This window comes from Alteromonas sp. KC3 (assembly GCF_016756315.1).
Lineage (GTDB): Bacteria > Pseudomonadota > Gammaproteobacteria > Enterobacterales > Alteromonadaceae > Alteromonas.
Genome location: NZ_AP024235.1, coordinates 434850 through 451266, shown reverse-complemented (window position 1 = coordinate 451266; position 16417 = coordinate 434850). Strand labels below are relative to the sequence as shown.

Here is a 16417-nt window from a genome sequence, read left to right as displayed (position 1 = left end):
CCTAATTAGCAGATAAGAAATCTAGTACGCGGGCAAGTGTACGCTCTCTGATGTCATCAGATTCAGTAAAGAGTTCGTGATAAGCGCGCGGTATGATTTCTAGTGTTGTGTTTGGCATTTGTTGGGCTACACGGCGTTGTCGTTTATTGTCGATAATGCTGTCGCCATCAGCACTTAATAATAGGGTTGGCGTTGTAATGGCTCGCGCACTGCTCTCTATGGTATTCATCGCCTCATGCGCCGCTTTTAACCATTCAGTCGTCACGCCGCCAAGCTGAATTTCTTGTTCTTCGTCGTAGAGCTCTCTAAATAAGCTATATCGCGTTTTACTGTGGGTAAGCTTATTCAGTGAATAGGGAAATGCAATATAAGGTGTTTGACCGAAGAAGTAGCCCGAGTCTCGCTTCTTCATTCGGTTTACGGCTAACCCAGTTCGAATTAGCCCGTTTGCAAGCCAATTAGGGAGCGCTGGTTTGATGCCAAACATCGGTGAAGCTAATACCGCTCTTGTAAAGAGGTTAGGCATCCGAATAAGTGTCAATGCACCGATTGCCCCCCCCATCGAGTGACATACTAACTGTAAATCACCCTGTTGTAGCGGCTTTACGATAGTATCGACAAACGTTATTAAGTCATCGACATAGTCATCAAAACTGGCCACATAACCATGCTGAGGATCATGGGTCATTCGGCCAGAAAGACCTTGCCCCCGATGATCAAGAATAAAAACGGCAAACCCATTTTGGTAAAGGTCGTAGATAAACTCTTTGTACTTTAGGTACGACTCTATACGCCCAGAGCTAATCACTATGGTGGACTTTGGCGACTCTGGAACACAGTACGCGTAGCGAACATTAATGTCATCTTTGCCGGTAAATGCGCCTTCGGTTACATTATCTCGCCAGAAAGGATTTATTTGCGTGGCAAATGTCGTTGCTAAGTTGTGTTCAGATGTGAACGTCCAGTTCATACAGGCACCTACTTTTACCAAAATGAAGAGTGTTTACTCACCGCCCCGCGTCAGATTCAAGTAGCATTACTACATCAGTAGTCTAACCTTACTGTCTCTTTACTATTGCTTTTTAAAGGCAAGTGTAACGTGAAGACCACCTTTATTCGCGGGTGCGGCCGTTATCCTTCCATGATGCAACTCAACCGCCGCTTTTGCAATGGATAAACCTAATCCAACGCCACCAGACTCCCGCTCTCGGGCTAAAGAGGCTCTGTAAAATGGTGCAAATATGCGTTCGCATTCCTCTTTTGACAAACCATCGCCATCATCGGTTATGTGAATAAACCAATGTGTTGCATCGGCATTAAAGGATACTTCGGTCAGATAGTGACTATGGCGAATTGCATTACGCAGAACATTTTCAACCGCTCTGCATAACATCATGCTATCCACACACACGGTATACTCAGGAATCGCTTGTATGAGCAGCTGCTTATTAGAATTTGCTGCCTCAAAATTCGCATCGGTAAACACGTCATTTAGGGCAAGACTAAGCGGCATCGTTTGAAGCGACACTTCTCCGGCCTCGGCACGGCTCAACGCGAGTAGTTGCCCAATCAGCGCTTCCATTCTGTCAGCCTCACGCTCCACACGCTTCAGCGTTTCAGGATCTACGTTTTGCTGATGTGCTAATCCCAAAGCCATTTGAAGTCGCGCGAGTGGCGAGCGCAATTCATGCGACACATCGGCGAGAAGACGCTTTTGCGCCCCCCACATCGATTCCAGCTGTTCTGCCATGGTATTAAAGTCGCGGGCAAGTTGCCCTAGCTCGTCTTGTCGGTTAGCGGCCTTGTCAACCCGCGTATGCCAATCACCCCCTGCGAGTTTTTTTACTGAGCCTTGAATATGTAAGATTGGATTAGTCAATGTTCGAGCAAATAGCCAACTCAGTACGGTGGTTGTGACAAGCGCGATAATAAGAAATAACAGCACTGGTGGTGCTTTTCTTTCTGGCATATCGAATTTAGCTGAGAACAGTGCATATCTTTCGCCGTTTCGCTCAAAGAAGACTGGGCCAACGAGTTTGATTGCCCCGCGTTTAATCGCAATGGGAGAGGATTGACTAACCAAGCGCTGCAAATCTCTCTTGTCATTTGCGCGAAGCGGCGGCCCACCAGCAATAGTCAGTTCCTCTGTGGCAATGTTGATTGCAGCTAAGCGTCCGCGCAATCCCCGTGAGCTACGATTGAGTAGTTCTAATAACGATGCATCCGCTAGTCGCGGGCGTGCTAATCGCTGTGATATAGCGTTAAGCTCGGCAACGTCACGAGGTTTGACATCAACGACTTCGAGCTCTTCAAAAAACACCCTGCTTCCCCAAATGGCAAGAAGTGCTGTGACTATAAACGTCACCCAAAACCATAAGAAAAGCCGCCCCATAATTGCGCGGGCTGGATTTACTCTCTTTAGAACGTTGCTAAGCATGATAACTACCTTTTTTGCCGCTCAATTATTCACTGACTGCGCTGGGCTATTACATGCCACGCTATTCTTTGTTGAGCAGCAACATGTAACCGACACCACGAATGGTTTTTATTTTCTCATCATGCGCTGCACCTGCGATTTTTTTGCGCAAATTACTGACATGCATGTCGATACTGCGGTCGAACGCCTGTAGGGGTTTACCGAGGATCTTAAGGCTAATTTCTTCTTTGGTGACGCGCTTAGCAGCATTCAGCATGAGCAGTCTTAGTATGGAAAATTCAGTAGTAGTCAATGTTAACTCTGTCTCATCAACTTTTGCTGACTGACTACTTGGGCTTAAGAATATGCCATTAATCACAAGATCTTGCTCGATCGCACCTCCGCCAAGCGAAGCAATATTATGTCGACGCACGATGGCTTTAATACGCGCCACTAATTCTCGATGGTTAAAAGGCTTAGGCAGATAATCATCAGCCCCCATTTCTAACCCCAGTATGCGATCGTAATCATCGCCACGAGCCGTAAGCATTAGAACAGGTGTAGTATGACTTGCTCGTAACTTTTTCAGTACGTCGAAGCCGTCCATTTTTGGCATCATTACATCAAGCAATATTAAATCATAATGATGTCCTGATACCGCTTCAGCCAAACCGGCTTCGCCATCATTACAAACCTTAACTTTGTACCCCATACTATTGAGGTAAGTTGAAAGCATATCGGTTAGCTCAATATCATCGTCGATGACTAGCACAGATTGTAATTGATAGTCTGAACTCATAATTTTTAACTCGCTGACTGCCTGATCCATATCAGAACTCTCCACCATTAAAGCGTCTTTGTATGGTTGCTTCACCATTTTTTACACTGACACACTTCTACTATAACTTTTCAGACCTTTACAATCTCGATTCGTTACGCCCTTTACATAAGCTTTACGTTACCTTGACTGCATTGTTTTTAAATGGCGTTACTCTTTGTATTGTCCGAACAAAAAGGAGACGACGATGAAAAGAGTATTAATTGCCAGTGCGATTGTTGCCACAATGAGTGTATGTGGCGTGGCATCAGCAAAACACGCTGGCCACGAAATGCGTCATCATGAGCCTGTTCATAATATGATTAAACACTTGCGAGGCCTGTCGCTATCTGATGCGCAGCGCGAGGAAATAAAAGGTTTAGTGAGTACGTTTAAAACTGCTAACCCTCGCCCAGTGTTTGCGGAAAATGATATCCCTGAGTTTGAGTTAGCAACAGCTTCAGAGGCACAGCTCACTGAATTTGTTACACAGAAGATTACCGCAAAAGAGGCGACATTTTTCGCGCTTGCGCAGTTGCGTCACGACATCTTTAATGTGCTTACGTCAGAGCAGCAAGCTTTGATGCTAGCACGAGAAGAAAAGCGCGAAGCTAAACGCGAGTCGCGTATGCAGTCGCGTCAAGAAAGTAACGAAAGGCGTGAGGCCCATTTCGCGAAACGAGGACAGTCGCACGAACGCGGCCATCCTATGCCCTTTAGAGGCCTCGATCTCAGTGACGAGCAAAAGGCAACGCTTGCAACACTTAGAGAAGACATGAAAGATGCTATGGCGGCACATCGTGAGACCATGCGTAGTTTTAAAGAAGCGCAGCAAGCGTTAATTCGAAGCTCGGCGTTTTCAAAAGATGCATTTGATGCGTTAGTTGCTCAGTACAAAGACGAGCTGGTTAACGCAGGCGTCGCAAAAGCAAAACATCATCAAGCGATGTTTGCCGTGTTGACCGAAGCGCAGCAAAGCACACTTAAAGAAAAACGTAAGGAAGAAAGAGCGCTACGCGATATTTTCAAGTCTTAAACGCTAACCTGAATACGTAGTTATGAAAAAGCGTTGATGCTACTCATCAACGCTTTTTTACTTAATTTTTTGTGTTTACGACCGCTTAAAAATTAGGTTTTACTGGTTTGTAATCCGGTGATAAAAACAAAGGTGATGTTACCACGAGGTCTGCAGTTGCTGGTGTACACGCCACAGGTACATTCCACACAGAGCACAAACGAAGTAATGCTTTTACATCAGGATCGTGCGGTGCGGCATTAAGCGGGTCCCAGAAAAAAAATAACGCATCAAGCTTATTTTCAGCAATAAGCGCCCCAATCTGTTGATCACCACCAAGCGGCCCGCTCTTATAACGCGTCACATCAAGCCCAGTTTCACTTGCAATAAGCCCTCCCGTTGTGCCGGTAGCCACCAAATTGCATTGTTTAAGCACGTCTATATGTGTCTTTACCCATGCAAGTAGCTCAGGCTTTTTATGATCATGAGCGACAAGCGCTAGCGTTAATTTACTCATTTTAGTCGAGCCCTACTGTTCGTTCTTTGTCTTTTCTTCGTCTTTTCTTTGTGTATACAAGCGGCACACCTACATGTAGCGCTTTTAATATAAATATTCAGTTTAATAACTTCAACTGTCAACTTCTTGTAATAACTTTAATTGTATTATGTTTATTACTCTTATTGGTCACCCTCGCCCACAGCATGCAAAATATTTATACATTTATATTGCATAAACATTCAAAATAGATAAACTAGTACACGGTTTAAGCATCTAACCCTTACATGGGTTAATCGATATAGGAAAGCGTGATGACACAACCAACTCCTGTTGTTGGTTTTATAGCTTACAACGACAAAGAGTTAACCTCTCCCCTGGCTGGCTACGTGCTGCATAGCGCGCGACGACGCGCATATTCGTCTATGCTTTTGCGTTAGCACACTTTTTACCTTTGTAATGTGGTAGCGGTTAGGCAAAGGAATAAGCCCAATCAGTTTACAAAGGTAAAAAGTGATTTTTTTCTTCCTTTATTGAATTTTTAGTTATGTATAACGTTGCAATTATTGGTGCCAGTGGTTACACAGGAGCACAACTTGTCCAGTTGGTGATGCAGCATCCTGCACTCGCACTTAAAGGTACTTATGTATCTGAAAATAGTGCCGATGCAGGTAAGTCCATTGCCCAACTGCATGGCAATCTTGCCCATGTAAATGCGGTACTTACACCTATTTCAGATGAAGCGCTCTTGGAACTCTCACAAAGTGTGGATTTTGTCTTTTTAGCCACACCTCACGAGGCTAGCCATGACTGGATGCCAATTTTGTCGTCAGGACGTGCAAAGGTACTCGATTTATCAGGTGCGTTTAGGTTAAAAGATACTGACGTGTTTGCGCAGTTTTATGGTTTCGCCCACACTCAAGAAGAAAGCCTAAATAAAGCGGTTTATGGCCTTGCCGAATGGTATGCCAGTGATATTGCCAGCGCGAATATAATAGCCGTACCTGGCTGTTACCCTACTGCCAGTTTAAGTGCGCTTAAACCATTAGCAAACAAGCATCTACTTGATGATAGCGTAAGGCCCGTTATCAATGCCGTTTCGGGTGTATCCGGTGCCGGTAGAAAGGCCAGCCTTACTACCAGTTTTTATGAAGTAAGCCTGCAAGCCTATGGCGTATTAGGACACCGTCACACACCAGAGATAGAAGCCTACCTTGGTTCGCCAGTCATATTTACCCCACATTTAGGTAATTTCAAACGCGGTATTTTGGCCACTGTTACCGTAAAAGTAAAAGCAGGTGTAACCAGTGCTCAACTTGAACAAGCGTACTGTGAAGCCTATGCTGATAAACCTATTGTGCGTTTGCGCGACAGCTTCCCTAAAATTGATGATGTTGCGCACACCCCGTTTGTTGATTTGCATTGGAAGTTAGATGAAACATCGGGATATGCCGTGGTTACCGCAGCAATAGACAACGTCATGAAAGGCGCAGCTTCGCAAGCTATTCAATGCCTAAATATCATGACAGCACAGCCAGTAGAAACAGGGTTAGTACTATGAGCCGTTCACCAATAGTTATTAAAGTTGGCGGTGCATTACTTGATGATGCACCTGCTATGGCCCGCTTATTTTTAAGTGTTAAAGAAGTGCAAACTGCACGCCCTGTTGTTGTAGTACACGGTGGTGGCCCATTGGTTGAAACGCTTATGGCAAGTCTTGGGCTACAAAGTACTAAAATTGATGGCCTACGCGTTACTCCTGATGAACATATGCCATATATCTGTGGCGCATTAGCGGGCTCGGCTAATAAGCAATTGTGCGCCGCTGCCATCGCCAGTGGTTTAACGCCAGTGGGTCTGTCGCTGCTGGATGGCAATATGGTGGTCTGCGAGCCACTTGCCGATCAATACGGTGCGGTAGGTGTGCCGTCAACTGCAGATGCAGCGTTTCTAAAGAACGTACTCGCGCAGCATACCTTACCTATAATTAGCTCAATCGGTTCAAGCCCCCAAGGCAGATTGCTTAACGTTAATGCCGACCAAGCTGCAACGGTAATCGCTGAGCTTCTAGATGCTGAATTGCTGCTGCTCTCTAACGTAGATGGCGTGTTAGACGCGGATAAAATGCTGATACGCGAACTCGACGCACAAAGTATTGCCCATTATGCCAGTGAGGGCGTCATCACTGACGGTATGAAAGTGAAAGTCGATGCGGCTCTTGCTTCTGCAGACACCCTTCAACGCCCCGTATTTATTGCCAGCTGGATAGCTGACATTGCCGACATTCTTAACCAAAACACAGGTACACAAATAAGACCTACAAATGCTGCAAATACGAAAGCGCAGCAAGCTGGAGACGTATAATGAAACAGGACCTACTTACCTTTGCAGACTGGACACCAGATGCAATGCAACAGTTGCTGCAACTAGCAGTAGAAATTAAACAAGCCCCTGCAAGCTACAGCAATGTACTGGCAGGAAAGTCTGTAGTTGCCCTGTTTGAGAAACCGTCTTTACGCACCCGCGTGAGCTTTGATATTGGTATTAATAAGCTTGGTGGTCACATGGTGTATTTAGATGTGCAATCGGGCAAATTGGCTGGTCGTGAAGATGCTGTTGATACTGCGGCGAACTTAGCCTGCTGGGCCGATGCTATTGTGGCGCGCGTTTTCTCGCACACTACCCTAGAAACCTTTTCTAAGGCCGCGAATGTACCGGTGATCAATGCGCTTTGCGATAAGTATCATCCGTGCCAAGGACTTGCTGACTACCTCACTATGTTTGAACGTTTCGGCAAGACTGAAGGATTAACCATGGCGTACGTGGGTGACGGTAACAACGTTACACATTCTTTGCTGATTGTGGGCGCATTACTTGGCTGTAACCAAGTGGTCGTAACGCCAAAAGGTCACGAAGCTGATGCTGACATTGTGGCGCAAGCGCAAGCTATTGCAGATAAAACCGGTGTATCTATTGTACAAAGCCATGACTTAAGTGCCGCAAACGGTGCAGATGTCATTTATACCGATACGTGGCTATCTATGGGTGATGACACGCCGCTTGCAGATATAAAAGAGAAATTTGCACCGTATCAGGTGAATGAAGCGCTGATGGAAGCGACGGGGGCAAGCTACGTAATGCATTGCCAACCCGCCCATCGCGATTTAGAAATTACAGGCTCGTTGATTGATAGCGATAAGTCGCTGTTAATGCAGCAAGCCGAAAATAGAATGCATGGCCAGAACGCCATTCTTACTCAATTACTTAGCGCCTAGCAAGACGCATAAAAAGACGCTTAAGAGGATTACTTAGATGCAAAACGTTAAAAAAATTGTGCTGGCCTACTCTGGCGGGCTTGATACTTCAGCTATTATTCCATGGCTTAAAGAAAACTATGGCTGCGAAGTTGTCGCGTTTGCGGCAGATGTTGGTCAAGGCGATGAAGAGCTTGAGGGCCTTCATGAAAAAGCCATCGCATCGGGCGCTAGCGAGTGCCACATTGTTGACTTGAAAGAAGAGTTTGTTAGTGAGTACATCTTCCCGACCATTACAACTGGCGCGGTATACGAAGGTGAGTACCTGCTTGGCACATCGATGGCGCGTCCAGTGATTGCGAAAGCACAAGTCGAGATTGCACGTAAAGTAGGTGCTGATGCCCTATGCCATGGCTGCACAGGTAAAGGTAACGACCAAGTGCGTTTTGAAAGCACCTTTGCCGCGCTTGCTCCTGATCTAACCGTTATTGCACCATGGCGTGAATGGGATATGGTAAGCCGTGAAGACCTACTTGCTTACCTTGCCGAGCGCAATATTCCAACTACCGCATCAGCAACAAAGATTTACAGCCGCGATGCAAACGCATGGCACATCTCACATGAAGGTGGCGAGCTTGAGGATCCATGGCAAGAGCCTACCAAACAAGTGTGGACCATGACTGTCGACCCTGAAGATGCGCCAGATACCCCAGAGCGTGTAACGCTGTCATTCAACGAAGGTAAGCTAACCCATGTTGATGGTGAAGCACTGTCTCCGTATAAAGCATTAGTAAAATTAAACACCGTAGCTGCCGCGCACGGTGTTGGACGTATCGATATTGTTGAAAACCGTCTTGTCGGCATGAAGTCGCGCGGCTGTTATGAAACCCCAGGGGGCACCGTACTGCTTAAAGCCTATAAAGCCCTTGAGACAATGGTACTGGATAAAGCAGCACTTAAGTACCGCGAGCAAATCGGTCTTGAATTTTCGCATGTGATGTACGACGGCCGTTGGTTTACTGCGCTTAACGATGCGCTATTAGCCGGTGCAGCTTCGTTTGCTCAGAAAGTCACTGGCGACATCGTGGTCAAGTTATACAAAGGACAAGCAACGGTAACGCAGCGTCGTTCGCCTAACAGCCTTTACTCTGAAGACTTTGCTACCTTTGGTGCCGATGACGTATACGACCAAAAACACGCTGAAGGCTTTATTCGCCTGTTCAGCCTTTCAAGTCGTATTGCGGCGCTTAAAAACCAAGGTTAATGAGTTAGGTATTAAAAGCATTTAAGGAGCATCACATGGCGTTGTGGGGTGGCCGGTTTGAATCCGGTGCAAGTAGTATGTTTAAACAGGTTAACGACTCGCTGCCGTTTGACCAGGTTATGGCAAGCCAAGATATTCAAGGCTCTATAAGCTGGTCGCGCGCTTTGCAAAAAGCAGGTGTACTGACGGCTGATGAGCAAGCACAACTTGAAGGCGCACTTAGCGAGTTAAAAGCACAGGCCGAAGCGGGTGAATTAGATTTCAATGCGTCAAGCGAAGAAGACATTCATAGCTTTGTAGAAGCTGCGCTCATTGAGAAGCTTGGTGACATTGGCCGCAAACTTCATACTGGGCGAAGCCGTAACGACCAAGTAGCCACTGACTTTCGTCTGTGGGTACGCGAGCATATTGCCTCACTGCGCGATGATGTACTGGGTGTTATTAAGTCTCTGCTTAATGCCGCAAGCCGTCATCAAGAAGCGATTATTCCGGGTTATACTCACCTACAGCGTGCACAGCCTATTCACTTTGCGCACTGGTGCTTAGCTTACGTAGAAATGCTAAAGCGTGATTTAAGCCGTTTAGATGACTTAAAAGTACGTATGAACCATTGTCCTCTTGGCTCTGGCGCCTTGGCAGGCACTACCTTCCCCGTAGACCGCCACGCTATAGCTGAGGAACTTGGTTTCGATTCACCCTGCCTTAACAGCTTAGATGCCGTGTCTGATAGAGACTTTGTGCTAGAACTTTTGTTTGTAGCAAGCACCAGCATGATGCACTTATCACGCCTTGCTGAAGATATGATTTTCTATAACTCGGGTGAAGCTGGTTTTCTTCAGTTAGGCGATAGTGTGACATCTGGTTCATCGCTAATGCCACAAAAGAAAAACCCCGATGCTCTTGAGCTTATGCGCGGTAAATGCGGTCGCGTATTTGGGTCGCTACAAGCCCTACTCGTTACTATGAAAGGCCTTCCTCTTGCCTACAATAAAGATATGCAAGAAGACAAAGAGGGCGCAATTGATACGGTGAATCAGTGGCATATTTGTTTGTGTATTGCCAGTGAAGTGCTGGACTCGCTACAACTTAACGAAGAGCGCTGCCGTATAGCTGCTACACAAGGCTTTTCTAACGCAACTGAACTGGCTGACTACCTGGTAGGTAAAGGTGTGCCTTTTAGAACCGGTCACGATATTGCCGGGCGTGTGGTGCTTCAAGCCATTGATAAAGGCTGCGCAATTGAAGATTTACCCCTTAGCGATATGCAAGCTATTTGCGACAAGATAGAAGACGATGTTTATCCAGTGCTTCAACTGGAATACGGCGTAAATCAGCGCAATATTCTAGGTGGCACCAGCAAAGAAACCGTGACAAAAGCACTGTATCAAGAGCTGGAAAACTTGGACAAACAAGGCTAGTAGCAAAGGACACGCAAATGGTATTAGCACATCACGATGGTATTAAGCTGTTTCGCAGTTCGCTGCCTTACATAAACGCGCATCAGGGAAAAACCTTTGTGCTAATGTTCGGTGGCGAAGCCATTGAACACCCAAACTTCCCCAATATTATCCACGACATTGCCCTTCTAAATAGTTTGGGCGTGCGCGTTGTGGTGGTACACGGTGCTCGCCCTCAAATTGATCAGCGTGTGGCACTTCGCAATATTGAGGGCCGTTTTGATAGTGGTGTGCGTATTACCGACAAGCAAACCCTTGAGTGCGTAAAAGATGCCGCAGGCTCTGTGCGCTCTCAGGTTGAAGCGCTACTTACCATGGGGTTGCCGAATTCGCCCATGCATGGGTCCCAAATTCGGGTTTGCTCAGGCAACTTAGTAGTGGCAAAGCCTATGGGCGTGCGCAATGGGGTTGATTTTGAAAATACCGGCCTTGTACGCCGCATTGACACCACTGGTATTAATGACCATCTTAACGACGGCTCTATTGTTCTGCTCTCTCCTATGGGCTACTCATCAACCGGTGAAGTGTTTAATTTGTCTCACGAAGATGTGGCAACACAAGCGGCTATAGCGCTTAAGGCAGACAAGCTCATTGTGTTTTCCAACTTCGACGGTATTTACAATCGTGAAGGTAGACTACTGCGCACTATCGAGCGCCCACAGCTAGAGCAGCTTATGATGGCTGGCGACATCACCACAGAGGACACTGTACTTAGCGCATTGACCACCAGCGTCGCAGCCGGCGTTCCTCGTGCTCACTGCATCAGCTTTGAGCAAGACGGAGCGCTGCTACAAGAACTGTTCACTCGCGACGGTACGGGCTCGTTGGTAATGGAGCATCATTACGAGCAACTGCGTGCTGCCACTATTGATGACGTGGGTGGGATTTTAAAATTGATTAAGCCCTTAGAAGAAAGCGGCGTGCTAGTGAAACGCTCTCGCGAGCGTTTAGAGAACGAAATTAATCAGTTTATTGTGATTGTACGTGACGGCATGATCATCGCCTGTGCTGCGCTTTATCTCTACCCTGAAGATGGCTGTGCTGAGCTTGCATGTGTTGCCACACATCAGGATTATCGCGGTAAAAATCGTGGAGAGCGCATTCTTGATGAAGTTAGACTACGTGCGAAAGAAGCAGGCATTGATCGTATTTTTGTGCTTACCACAGTGACTGCACACTGGTTTTTGGAGCAAGGTTTTGAGCCTGCCGATATCAGCGCACTGCCTGCTGTAAAAAAAGAACTCTATAATTTTCAGCGCAACTCAAAGGTGTTTACGTTACCAGTGTAACCAAACACATTAAATAGTTTTCATTTAGCACTATCCCAATGCCTTTGAAGAGGTTATATTAAAATCTCTAGTATTGAATAAAGAATTTTAAATCAGTGGTTTACTAGTGCTAACTCGTCTAAAAAGCGCATTACAACGATACTTACTTCTGGATAGCGAGCATCTCAATACCACTGATGCGAGCATTTGGCGCTTGAGCGTACTTCGCATAATATTATTGGTGGGCGCAATTTTGACGTCCGCGATTGTAGTCCACTCTTCATACACGGCCTACTTGAAAGGCATGTATCATGTTCTGGCGCTGACCATCGGCTTTTCTTTGCTGTTGTACGCCACCTTGGCGATTAAAAAACCACAAGTAAAACTTGCTTCCTATTGTCTTGTTACCACAGTGGTCGCGGCGTCGTTCTGCATTGTGTTTTTTACAGTTGACTTCACTGTTGCGCGTTATGGTTTTTTGTTGCTGTTCACACTACCTATTATTGTTAGGTTAATGTATGGCACTAAAGCTTCTGTTTTGGTCATGTTATTCAACATTGTTCCCTACATATTCCTTATTAATAACCAGCCGCTTTCGCCTCTTGCAGGTGTAGATATCACCTTACCAGAAACACATACTTACATTGCATCACTGTTATTTTTGTTCTTTAACTTTTGTATTCCGCTGGCCGTTTTACGCGTAATGTCATCGTTGGAAAAGCAGTCTTCAAGCAACCTCCAACAAAGTCGAAAGCTCAACAAATTAGTACACCAGTATCAGGAGATTTTTAACAACGGTGGTACACCCTCTTTTTTCTGTGATGAGCAAGGACGTATATTGCAGGCAAATAAAGCTGGGCGAAAACTGATACGCAAATTCAAAAAAGCACAGCATACACATGCGGATAACATAGAAGATATCTTTGAGCTATCTTCGCCTTTTGGAAAAGGTGAAAATCAGTCTGCGACCATTAAGGGCGACTCAGATTGCGAGTTTATTTTGCAATTTGCCAGCCTAACACATCATCAAAAGCAGCTTATTCATTGCCACGACGTATCGTCGATGAGAAAGAGTACGCGCGAGTTGGATGCTATTCGCAAGCAACAGTTTGAAAAGCTGTATACGAATGAGCTTACATTACTCAAAAACCATAATTATTGGCGTAAATCAGACACAGAAGAAACCATTATCAACAAGCATGTGGTGCTACTGAAGTTAAGCAACCTGCGCGACATTAATTTACGCTACGGTCATTCGGTTGGAGATGATGTTCTACGTGATGTCGCGTCACAGCTAAAAAAAGCACTATCGTCTTCTGTTGAGCTGTATCACTTTCCTGGCGCTAAATTTCTTTTCGCTTTACCTAATTTACAACTGGCTGGCCAAAATATAGAAACTTGGCTGGGTCGCCAACTTCCTCGATACTCAGTGATCAGCCTAGGTAACGAAGACAGAAACTTTCAGCTAGAATGGCATGCAGGTTATGCTATTCCCACCAAAGAAATCAGCCCTGACACTGCAGTGGAATGTTGCACAATTGCACTTAGTCAATGTACCTACCAGATACCTTTTGCACCATTCAGTGCAAATGCAGTGAGAGTTATCAGAGAAAACACACAACACAAAGACAAGGTTAAGTCACTGCTCGATAATGGCTGCCTGGCACTATTTCTTCAACCGCAAGTCGATACCGAAGAACATGTAGTGAGCTACGAGGTACTTGCAAGACTTAATGATCGCGCCAGCAATACTATCCTTCAGCCGGCTCAATTTATCCCAGTGGTCGAAGAGAATGGCTGGGACATACTCTTTACCCAAAAAGTGATTGATGGCACTGTCGAACTTATTACCTCGTGGCCAAAAAACCTGCCATTCGCGCCACTTGCCATTAACTTGTCAGGCCCAGAGCTATTAAGTGACGTTTTCTACGAAAAGCTACTTAGACGGTTCTCAGAAAATCCTGTGCTATGTAAGCAAATCAAGCTCGAACTTACCGAAACCTCTGTACTTGCAAGCCACAATGAAACCAAGCGACGCCTTAAGTCACTAGCCAACATCGGCGCCACGATTATCATTGATGATTTTGGTACTGGGCATGCCTCTCTTTCTCAGCTAATAGACATGTCTGCCTCTGTTTTAAAAATTGACAGAGAATTTATTGAGAGTATCGAAACCTCTGAACGGCACAGAAAAATTGTTGAAATGACGGTGAATCTTGCCAAGAGCTTAAATATGAAGACGGTGGCTGAAGGCGTTGAAACAATCGCGCAATTTGAAGCATTACAAGCCATGGGAGTGACCATGTTTCAGGGTTATCTTTTTGGGAAACCCGCCCCCGTGTCAGATTGGGTTGGCCAGGAATCTATACACACTCATCACGCAATAAAATAGTTTTCCCATTGCAATTTTTCTCGCAAAAAGCTTTACTGGTTAGACCAGTTGAAAAAAGTTTAAAGTAGGCCTTTTTGTGAACAGTATTTCATCTAAAGACATCGCTATAGCGTGCAGCGACAGTACCCGTTTAACCGCCACATTGTACTCACCTCAGTCTTCAGCAAAAGGCGCTATAATGATTGGCCCTGCCACCGGTATAAAACGCCAGTTTTACAGTGCTTTTGCCACTTATTTATGCGAACAAGGCTTTGGTGTTATTACCTTTGATAACCGAGGTATAGGTGAATCAGCTCACTCAACGGTGAGTAAAAGTGACGCTTCATTAGTTAAGTGGGGCGAGCAAGATATGCCAGCCGTGCTTGAAGCACTCAAAGTGGCTTTTCCCAACGTACATTATTTTCTAGTAGGCCACAGTGCTGGCGGGCAATTACTCGGCCTTATGCATAACGTGCACGACTTGACTGCGTTTTGTAACTTTGGCAGTTCGTCAGGCAGTTTGCGCAACATGCGAAAGAGTTACTTGCTTAAAGCGCATTTCTTTATGAATTTTTATATACCCGTGAGCAATCTACTATTCGGTCATACCAAATCTCAATGGGTGGGCATGGGAGAGCCACTACCTAAGAAAGTAGCTCGCCAATGGCAGCAGTGGTGTAACGGGAGTGGCTACGTGAAAACGGCATTTGGAAACGATGTCAAAACGCATCACTACGACAATATTTCGCTGCCGTCAAAGTGGATGTTAGCCACCGACGATGATATTGCTAACATCGCCAACGTGCATGACATGATAAGCGTATTTCCAAATATGGAAGCAGAAGTAGAAGAGCTTGAACCACAAGCGCATGGTGTCAGCGAAATTGGCCACATGAAGTTTTTCTCTCGAAAATGCCAGCACTTGTGGCCAAAAGTTTCAGACTACTTTAATCAATATCTGTAGCGCTACCCCAGCGTATAAACACGGCCGATATTGGCGGGGATATTCCCGCCACAGTGCTGAGCGAAGTCATCAGCAAGCGCTTCAAGTCCGCTACACTCTTCAACCTTAAGCCACGCATTACTCCACGTAATTGCTTTGAAAATGAAGGCGCTGCTTTGTTTAGAAAATTCAGCGGCGCCTATTTCAGCGACACGCTGTTGTATGTGGGCTGGCGCAAAAAAGAACGTGTTGTCTGTTTGCTCTTCATCAGTCACATCATGCCAATGCGTTAACCCCACTTGTATGTAGCGCATGTTTTGTTGGCCGATATATTCTGTAAGCGCTTCTTTCACTTTTGCACTTCCCGACATATCAACAACCACACTGGGCACCATAGGAAGTGAAGCAAGGTCGTCGTAACTAATGACCTCATCGTAGACATCGACACGTTTTACCATGTCCATATTTTTTCTTGATGTGACACCAGTAGTACTTACCCCCTTTTCTTTTAGCGCAAAAGCGAGGCCCAAGCTGGTTTTACTAGACGCACTCACTATAACAACTTGCTCGCGCTGCGCTACGTCTATGGCACTGACCGCCTCCCATAGGCAATATGAGGTAATAAATAAAGGCCATAACAACATTTGCAGGTTGTCTTGGTAATGCTGAGAACTATCAGGCTTCCCATTACTCGCAGGAAGTAAGCGATAAAGGTTGTACCCTTGTGGCAGCGGCAACCTGTGACTACTGCAGTCGATTAGGTTTTTATCGCTGACTTTGGCATTACTCATAGTCAACGTAGTTGCCGGAGGAAAGTAACCAAAATAGCGACTTCCGACTTTTACGTCGTCCAGTGTTGAGTGCGTTACTTTTCCTATTCCCCAAACTGGGATAACACCCCATGGGGTATCTGCCGGCGCATCAACAGGAGGAAAAAACTGCCAATAACCCAACTTTTCACCCACCATAAAGTACGTGAGGTTATTGGCAGTAAACGCAAACCGTTCAACGTCAAATGTTACACAGGCTGTCGTGTTTCTTTCGTTGTCAGCCTCGGCAATGCGTATAGTATTTATGTTCTGCTTGTCGACTTGAAACTGATTCATCGTATTTGTC

At 45.7% G+C, this 16417-nt stretch carries 14 protein-coding genes; 9 read left to right on the top strand and 5 right to left on the bottom strand.

Features of this window, described 5'->3' with window-relative positions:
• Window position 1 precedes the first annotated feature (1 nt).
• The 3 genes from JN178_RS01945 to JN178_RS01935 form a co-directional block, all read right to left on the bottom strand.
• Window positions 2–970, bottom strand: coding sequence for an alpha/beta fold hydrolase (locus JN178_RS01945; RefSeq protein ID WP_202263333.1), 969 nt, complete (start codon window positions 968–970; stop codon window positions 2–4).
• Between the two features lie 102 nt (window positions 971–1072).
• The gene (locus tag JN178_RS01940; RefSeq protein ID WP_202263332.1) at window positions 1073–2437 is read right to left on the bottom strand and encodes an ATP-binding protein; all 1365 of its coding nucleotides are present in this window, start codon (window positions 2435–2437) and stop codon (window positions 1073–1075) included.
• A 61-nt stretch (window positions 2438–2498) separates the two neighbouring features.
• On the bottom strand, window positions 2499–3245 hold the full coding sequence (locus JN178_RS01935) for a response regulator transcription factor (protein ID WP_202263331.1): 747 nt from the start codon (window positions 3243–3245) through the stop codon (window positions 2499–2501).
• 196 nt (window positions 3246–3441) lie between these two features.
• On the opposite strand from JN178_RS01935, the gene JN178_RS01930 reads away from it, so the two are divergent.
• Window positions 3442–4269 carry a Spy/CpxP family protein refolding chaperone gene (locus JN178_RS01930; RefSeq protein ID WP_202263330.1) on the top strand — a complete coding sequence of 276 codons (828 nt, stop codon included), beginning with the start codon at window positions 3442–3444 and terminating at the stop codon, window positions 4267–4269.
• Window positions 4270–4354: 85 nt separating this feature from the next.
• Here the strand turns inward: JN178_RS01930 and JN178_RS01925 are convergent, their stop codons facing one another.
• Window positions 4355–4765, bottom strand: coding sequence for a methylglyoxal synthase (locus tag JN178_RS01925; protein WP_159627326.1), 411 nt, complete (start codon window positions 4763–4765; stop codon window positions 4355–4357).
• A 526-nt stretch (window positions 4766–5291) separates the two neighbouring features.
• Between JN178_RS01925 and argC the strand changes: the two genes are divergently transcribed.
• The 8 genes from argC to JN178_RS01885 all read left to right on the top strand — a co-directional run bounded on the left by argC (window position 5292) and on the right by JN178_RS01885 (window position 15322).
• On the top strand, window positions 5292–6305 hold the full coding sequence (gene argC / locus JN178_RS01920; protein WP_202263329.1) for an N-acetyl-gamma-glutamyl-phosphate reductase: 1014 nt from the start codon (window positions 5292–5294) through the stop codon (window positions 6303–6305).
• Window positions 6302–7108 (top strand): acetylglutamate kinase, encoded by an 807-nt coding sequence (gene argB / locus JN178_RS01915; RefSeq protein WP_202263328.1) that lies wholly within the window; start codon window positions 6302–6304, stop codon window positions 7106–7108. Before argC ends, argB begins: the two co-directional genes overlap by 4 nt.
• Entirely contained in the window at window positions 7108–8019 is a 912-nt protein-coding gene (locus tag JN178_RS01910) for an ornithine carbamoyltransferase (protein WP_159627329.1), read from the top strand. Before argB ends, JN178_RS01910 begins: the two co-directional genes overlap by 1 nt.
• A 37-nt stretch (window positions 8020–8056) precedes the next feature.
• On the top strand, window positions 8057–9262 hold the full coding sequence (locus JN178_RS01905; RefSeq protein WP_202263327.1) for an argininosuccinate synthase: 1206 nt from the start codon (window positions 8057–8059) through the stop codon (window positions 9260–9262).
• Window positions 9263–9297: 35 nt separating this feature from the next.
• Window positions 9298–10680: an argininosuccinate lyase gene (gene argH, locus JN178_RS01900; RefSeq protein ID WP_202263326.1), complete on the top strand. Its 1383-nt coding sequence runs from the start codon at window positions 9298–9300 to the stop codon at window positions 10678–10680.
• Between the two features lie 17 nt (window positions 10681–10697).
• On the top strand, window positions 10698–12008 hold the full coding sequence (gene argA, locus JN178_RS01895) for an amino-acid N-acetyltransferase (RefSeq protein WP_202263325.1): 1311 nt from the start codon (window positions 10698–10700) through the stop codon (window positions 12006–12008).
• A 106-nt stretch (window positions 12009–12114) separates the two neighbouring features.
• Window positions 12115–14379 carry an EAL domain-containing protein gene (locus JN178_RS01890; RefSeq protein WP_202263324.1) on the top strand — a complete coding sequence of 755 codons (2265 nt, stop codon included), beginning with the start codon at window positions 12115–12117 and terminating at the stop codon, window positions 14377–14379.
• Between the two features lie 76 nt (window positions 14380–14455).
• Window positions 14456–15322 carry an alpha/beta hydrolase family protein gene (locus tag JN178_RS01885; protein ID WP_202263323.1) on the top strand — a complete coding sequence of 289 codons (867 nt, stop codon included), beginning with the start codon at window positions 14456–14458 and terminating at the stop codon, window positions 15320–15322.
• 2 nt (window positions 15323–15324) lie between these two features.
• On the opposite strand, the gene JN178_RS01880 is transcribed toward JN178_RS01885, so the two are convergent.
• The gene (locus JN178_RS01880) at window positions 15325–16407 is read right to left on the bottom strand and encodes a DUF2855 family protein (protein WP_202263322.1); all 1083 of its coding nucleotides are present in this window, start codon (window positions 16405–16407) and stop codon (window positions 15325–15327) included.
• Window positions 16408–16417: the final 10 nt, after the last annotated feature.

What these genes read in the sequence shown, in the direction of transcription:
- JN178_RS01910 (WP_159627329.1), top strand. Translation starts at nt 7,108, where the DNA reads ATGAAACAGGACCTACTTACCTTTGCAGACTGGACACCAGATGCAATG.
- argC (WP_202263329.1), top strand. Translation starts at nt 5,292, where the DNA reads ATGTATAACGTTGCAATTATTGGTGCCAGTGGTTACACAGGAGCACAA.
- argB (WP_202263328.1), top strand. Translation starts at nt 6,302, where the DNA reads ATGAGCCGTTCACCAATAGTTATTAAAGTTGGCGGTGCATTACTTGAT.
- JN178_RS01880 (WP_202263322.1), bottom strand. Translation starts at nt 16,407, where the DNA reads ATGAATCAGTTTCAAGTCGACAAGCAGAACATAAATACTATACGCATT.
- argH (WP_202263326.1), top strand. Translation starts at nt 9,298, where the DNA reads ATGGCGTTGTGGGGTGGCCGGTTTGAATCCGGTGCAAGTAGTATGTTT.
- JN178_RS01905 (WP_202263327.1), top strand. Translation starts at nt 8,057, where the DNA reads ATGCAAAACGTTAAAAAAATTGTGCTGGCCTACTCTGGCGGGCTTGAT.
- JN178_RS01945 (WP_202263333.1), bottom strand. Translation starts at nt 970, where the DNA reads ATGAACTGGACGTTCACATCTGAACACAACTTAGCAACGACATTTGCC.
- JN178_RS01940 (WP_202263332.1), bottom strand. Translation starts at nt 2,437, where the DNA reads ATGCTTAGCAACGTTCTAAAGAGAGTAAATCCAGCCCGCGCAATTATG.
- argA (WP_202263325.1), top strand. Translation starts at nt 10,698, where the DNA reads ATGGTATTAGCACATCACGATGGTATTAAGCTGTTTCGCAGTTCGCTG.
- JN178_RS01925 (WP_159627326.1), bottom strand. Translation starts at nt 4,765, where the DNA reads ATGAGTAAATTAACGCTAGCGCTTGTCGCTCATGATCATAAAAAGCCT.
- JN178_RS01930 (WP_202263330.1), top strand. Translation starts at nt 3,442, where the DNA reads ATGAAAAGAGTATTAATTGCCAGTGCGATTGTTGCCACAATGAGTGTA.
- JN178_RS01935 (WP_202263331.1), bottom strand. Translation starts at nt 3,245, where the DNA reads ATGGATCAGGCAGTCAGCGAGTTAAAAATTATGAGTTCAGACTATCAA.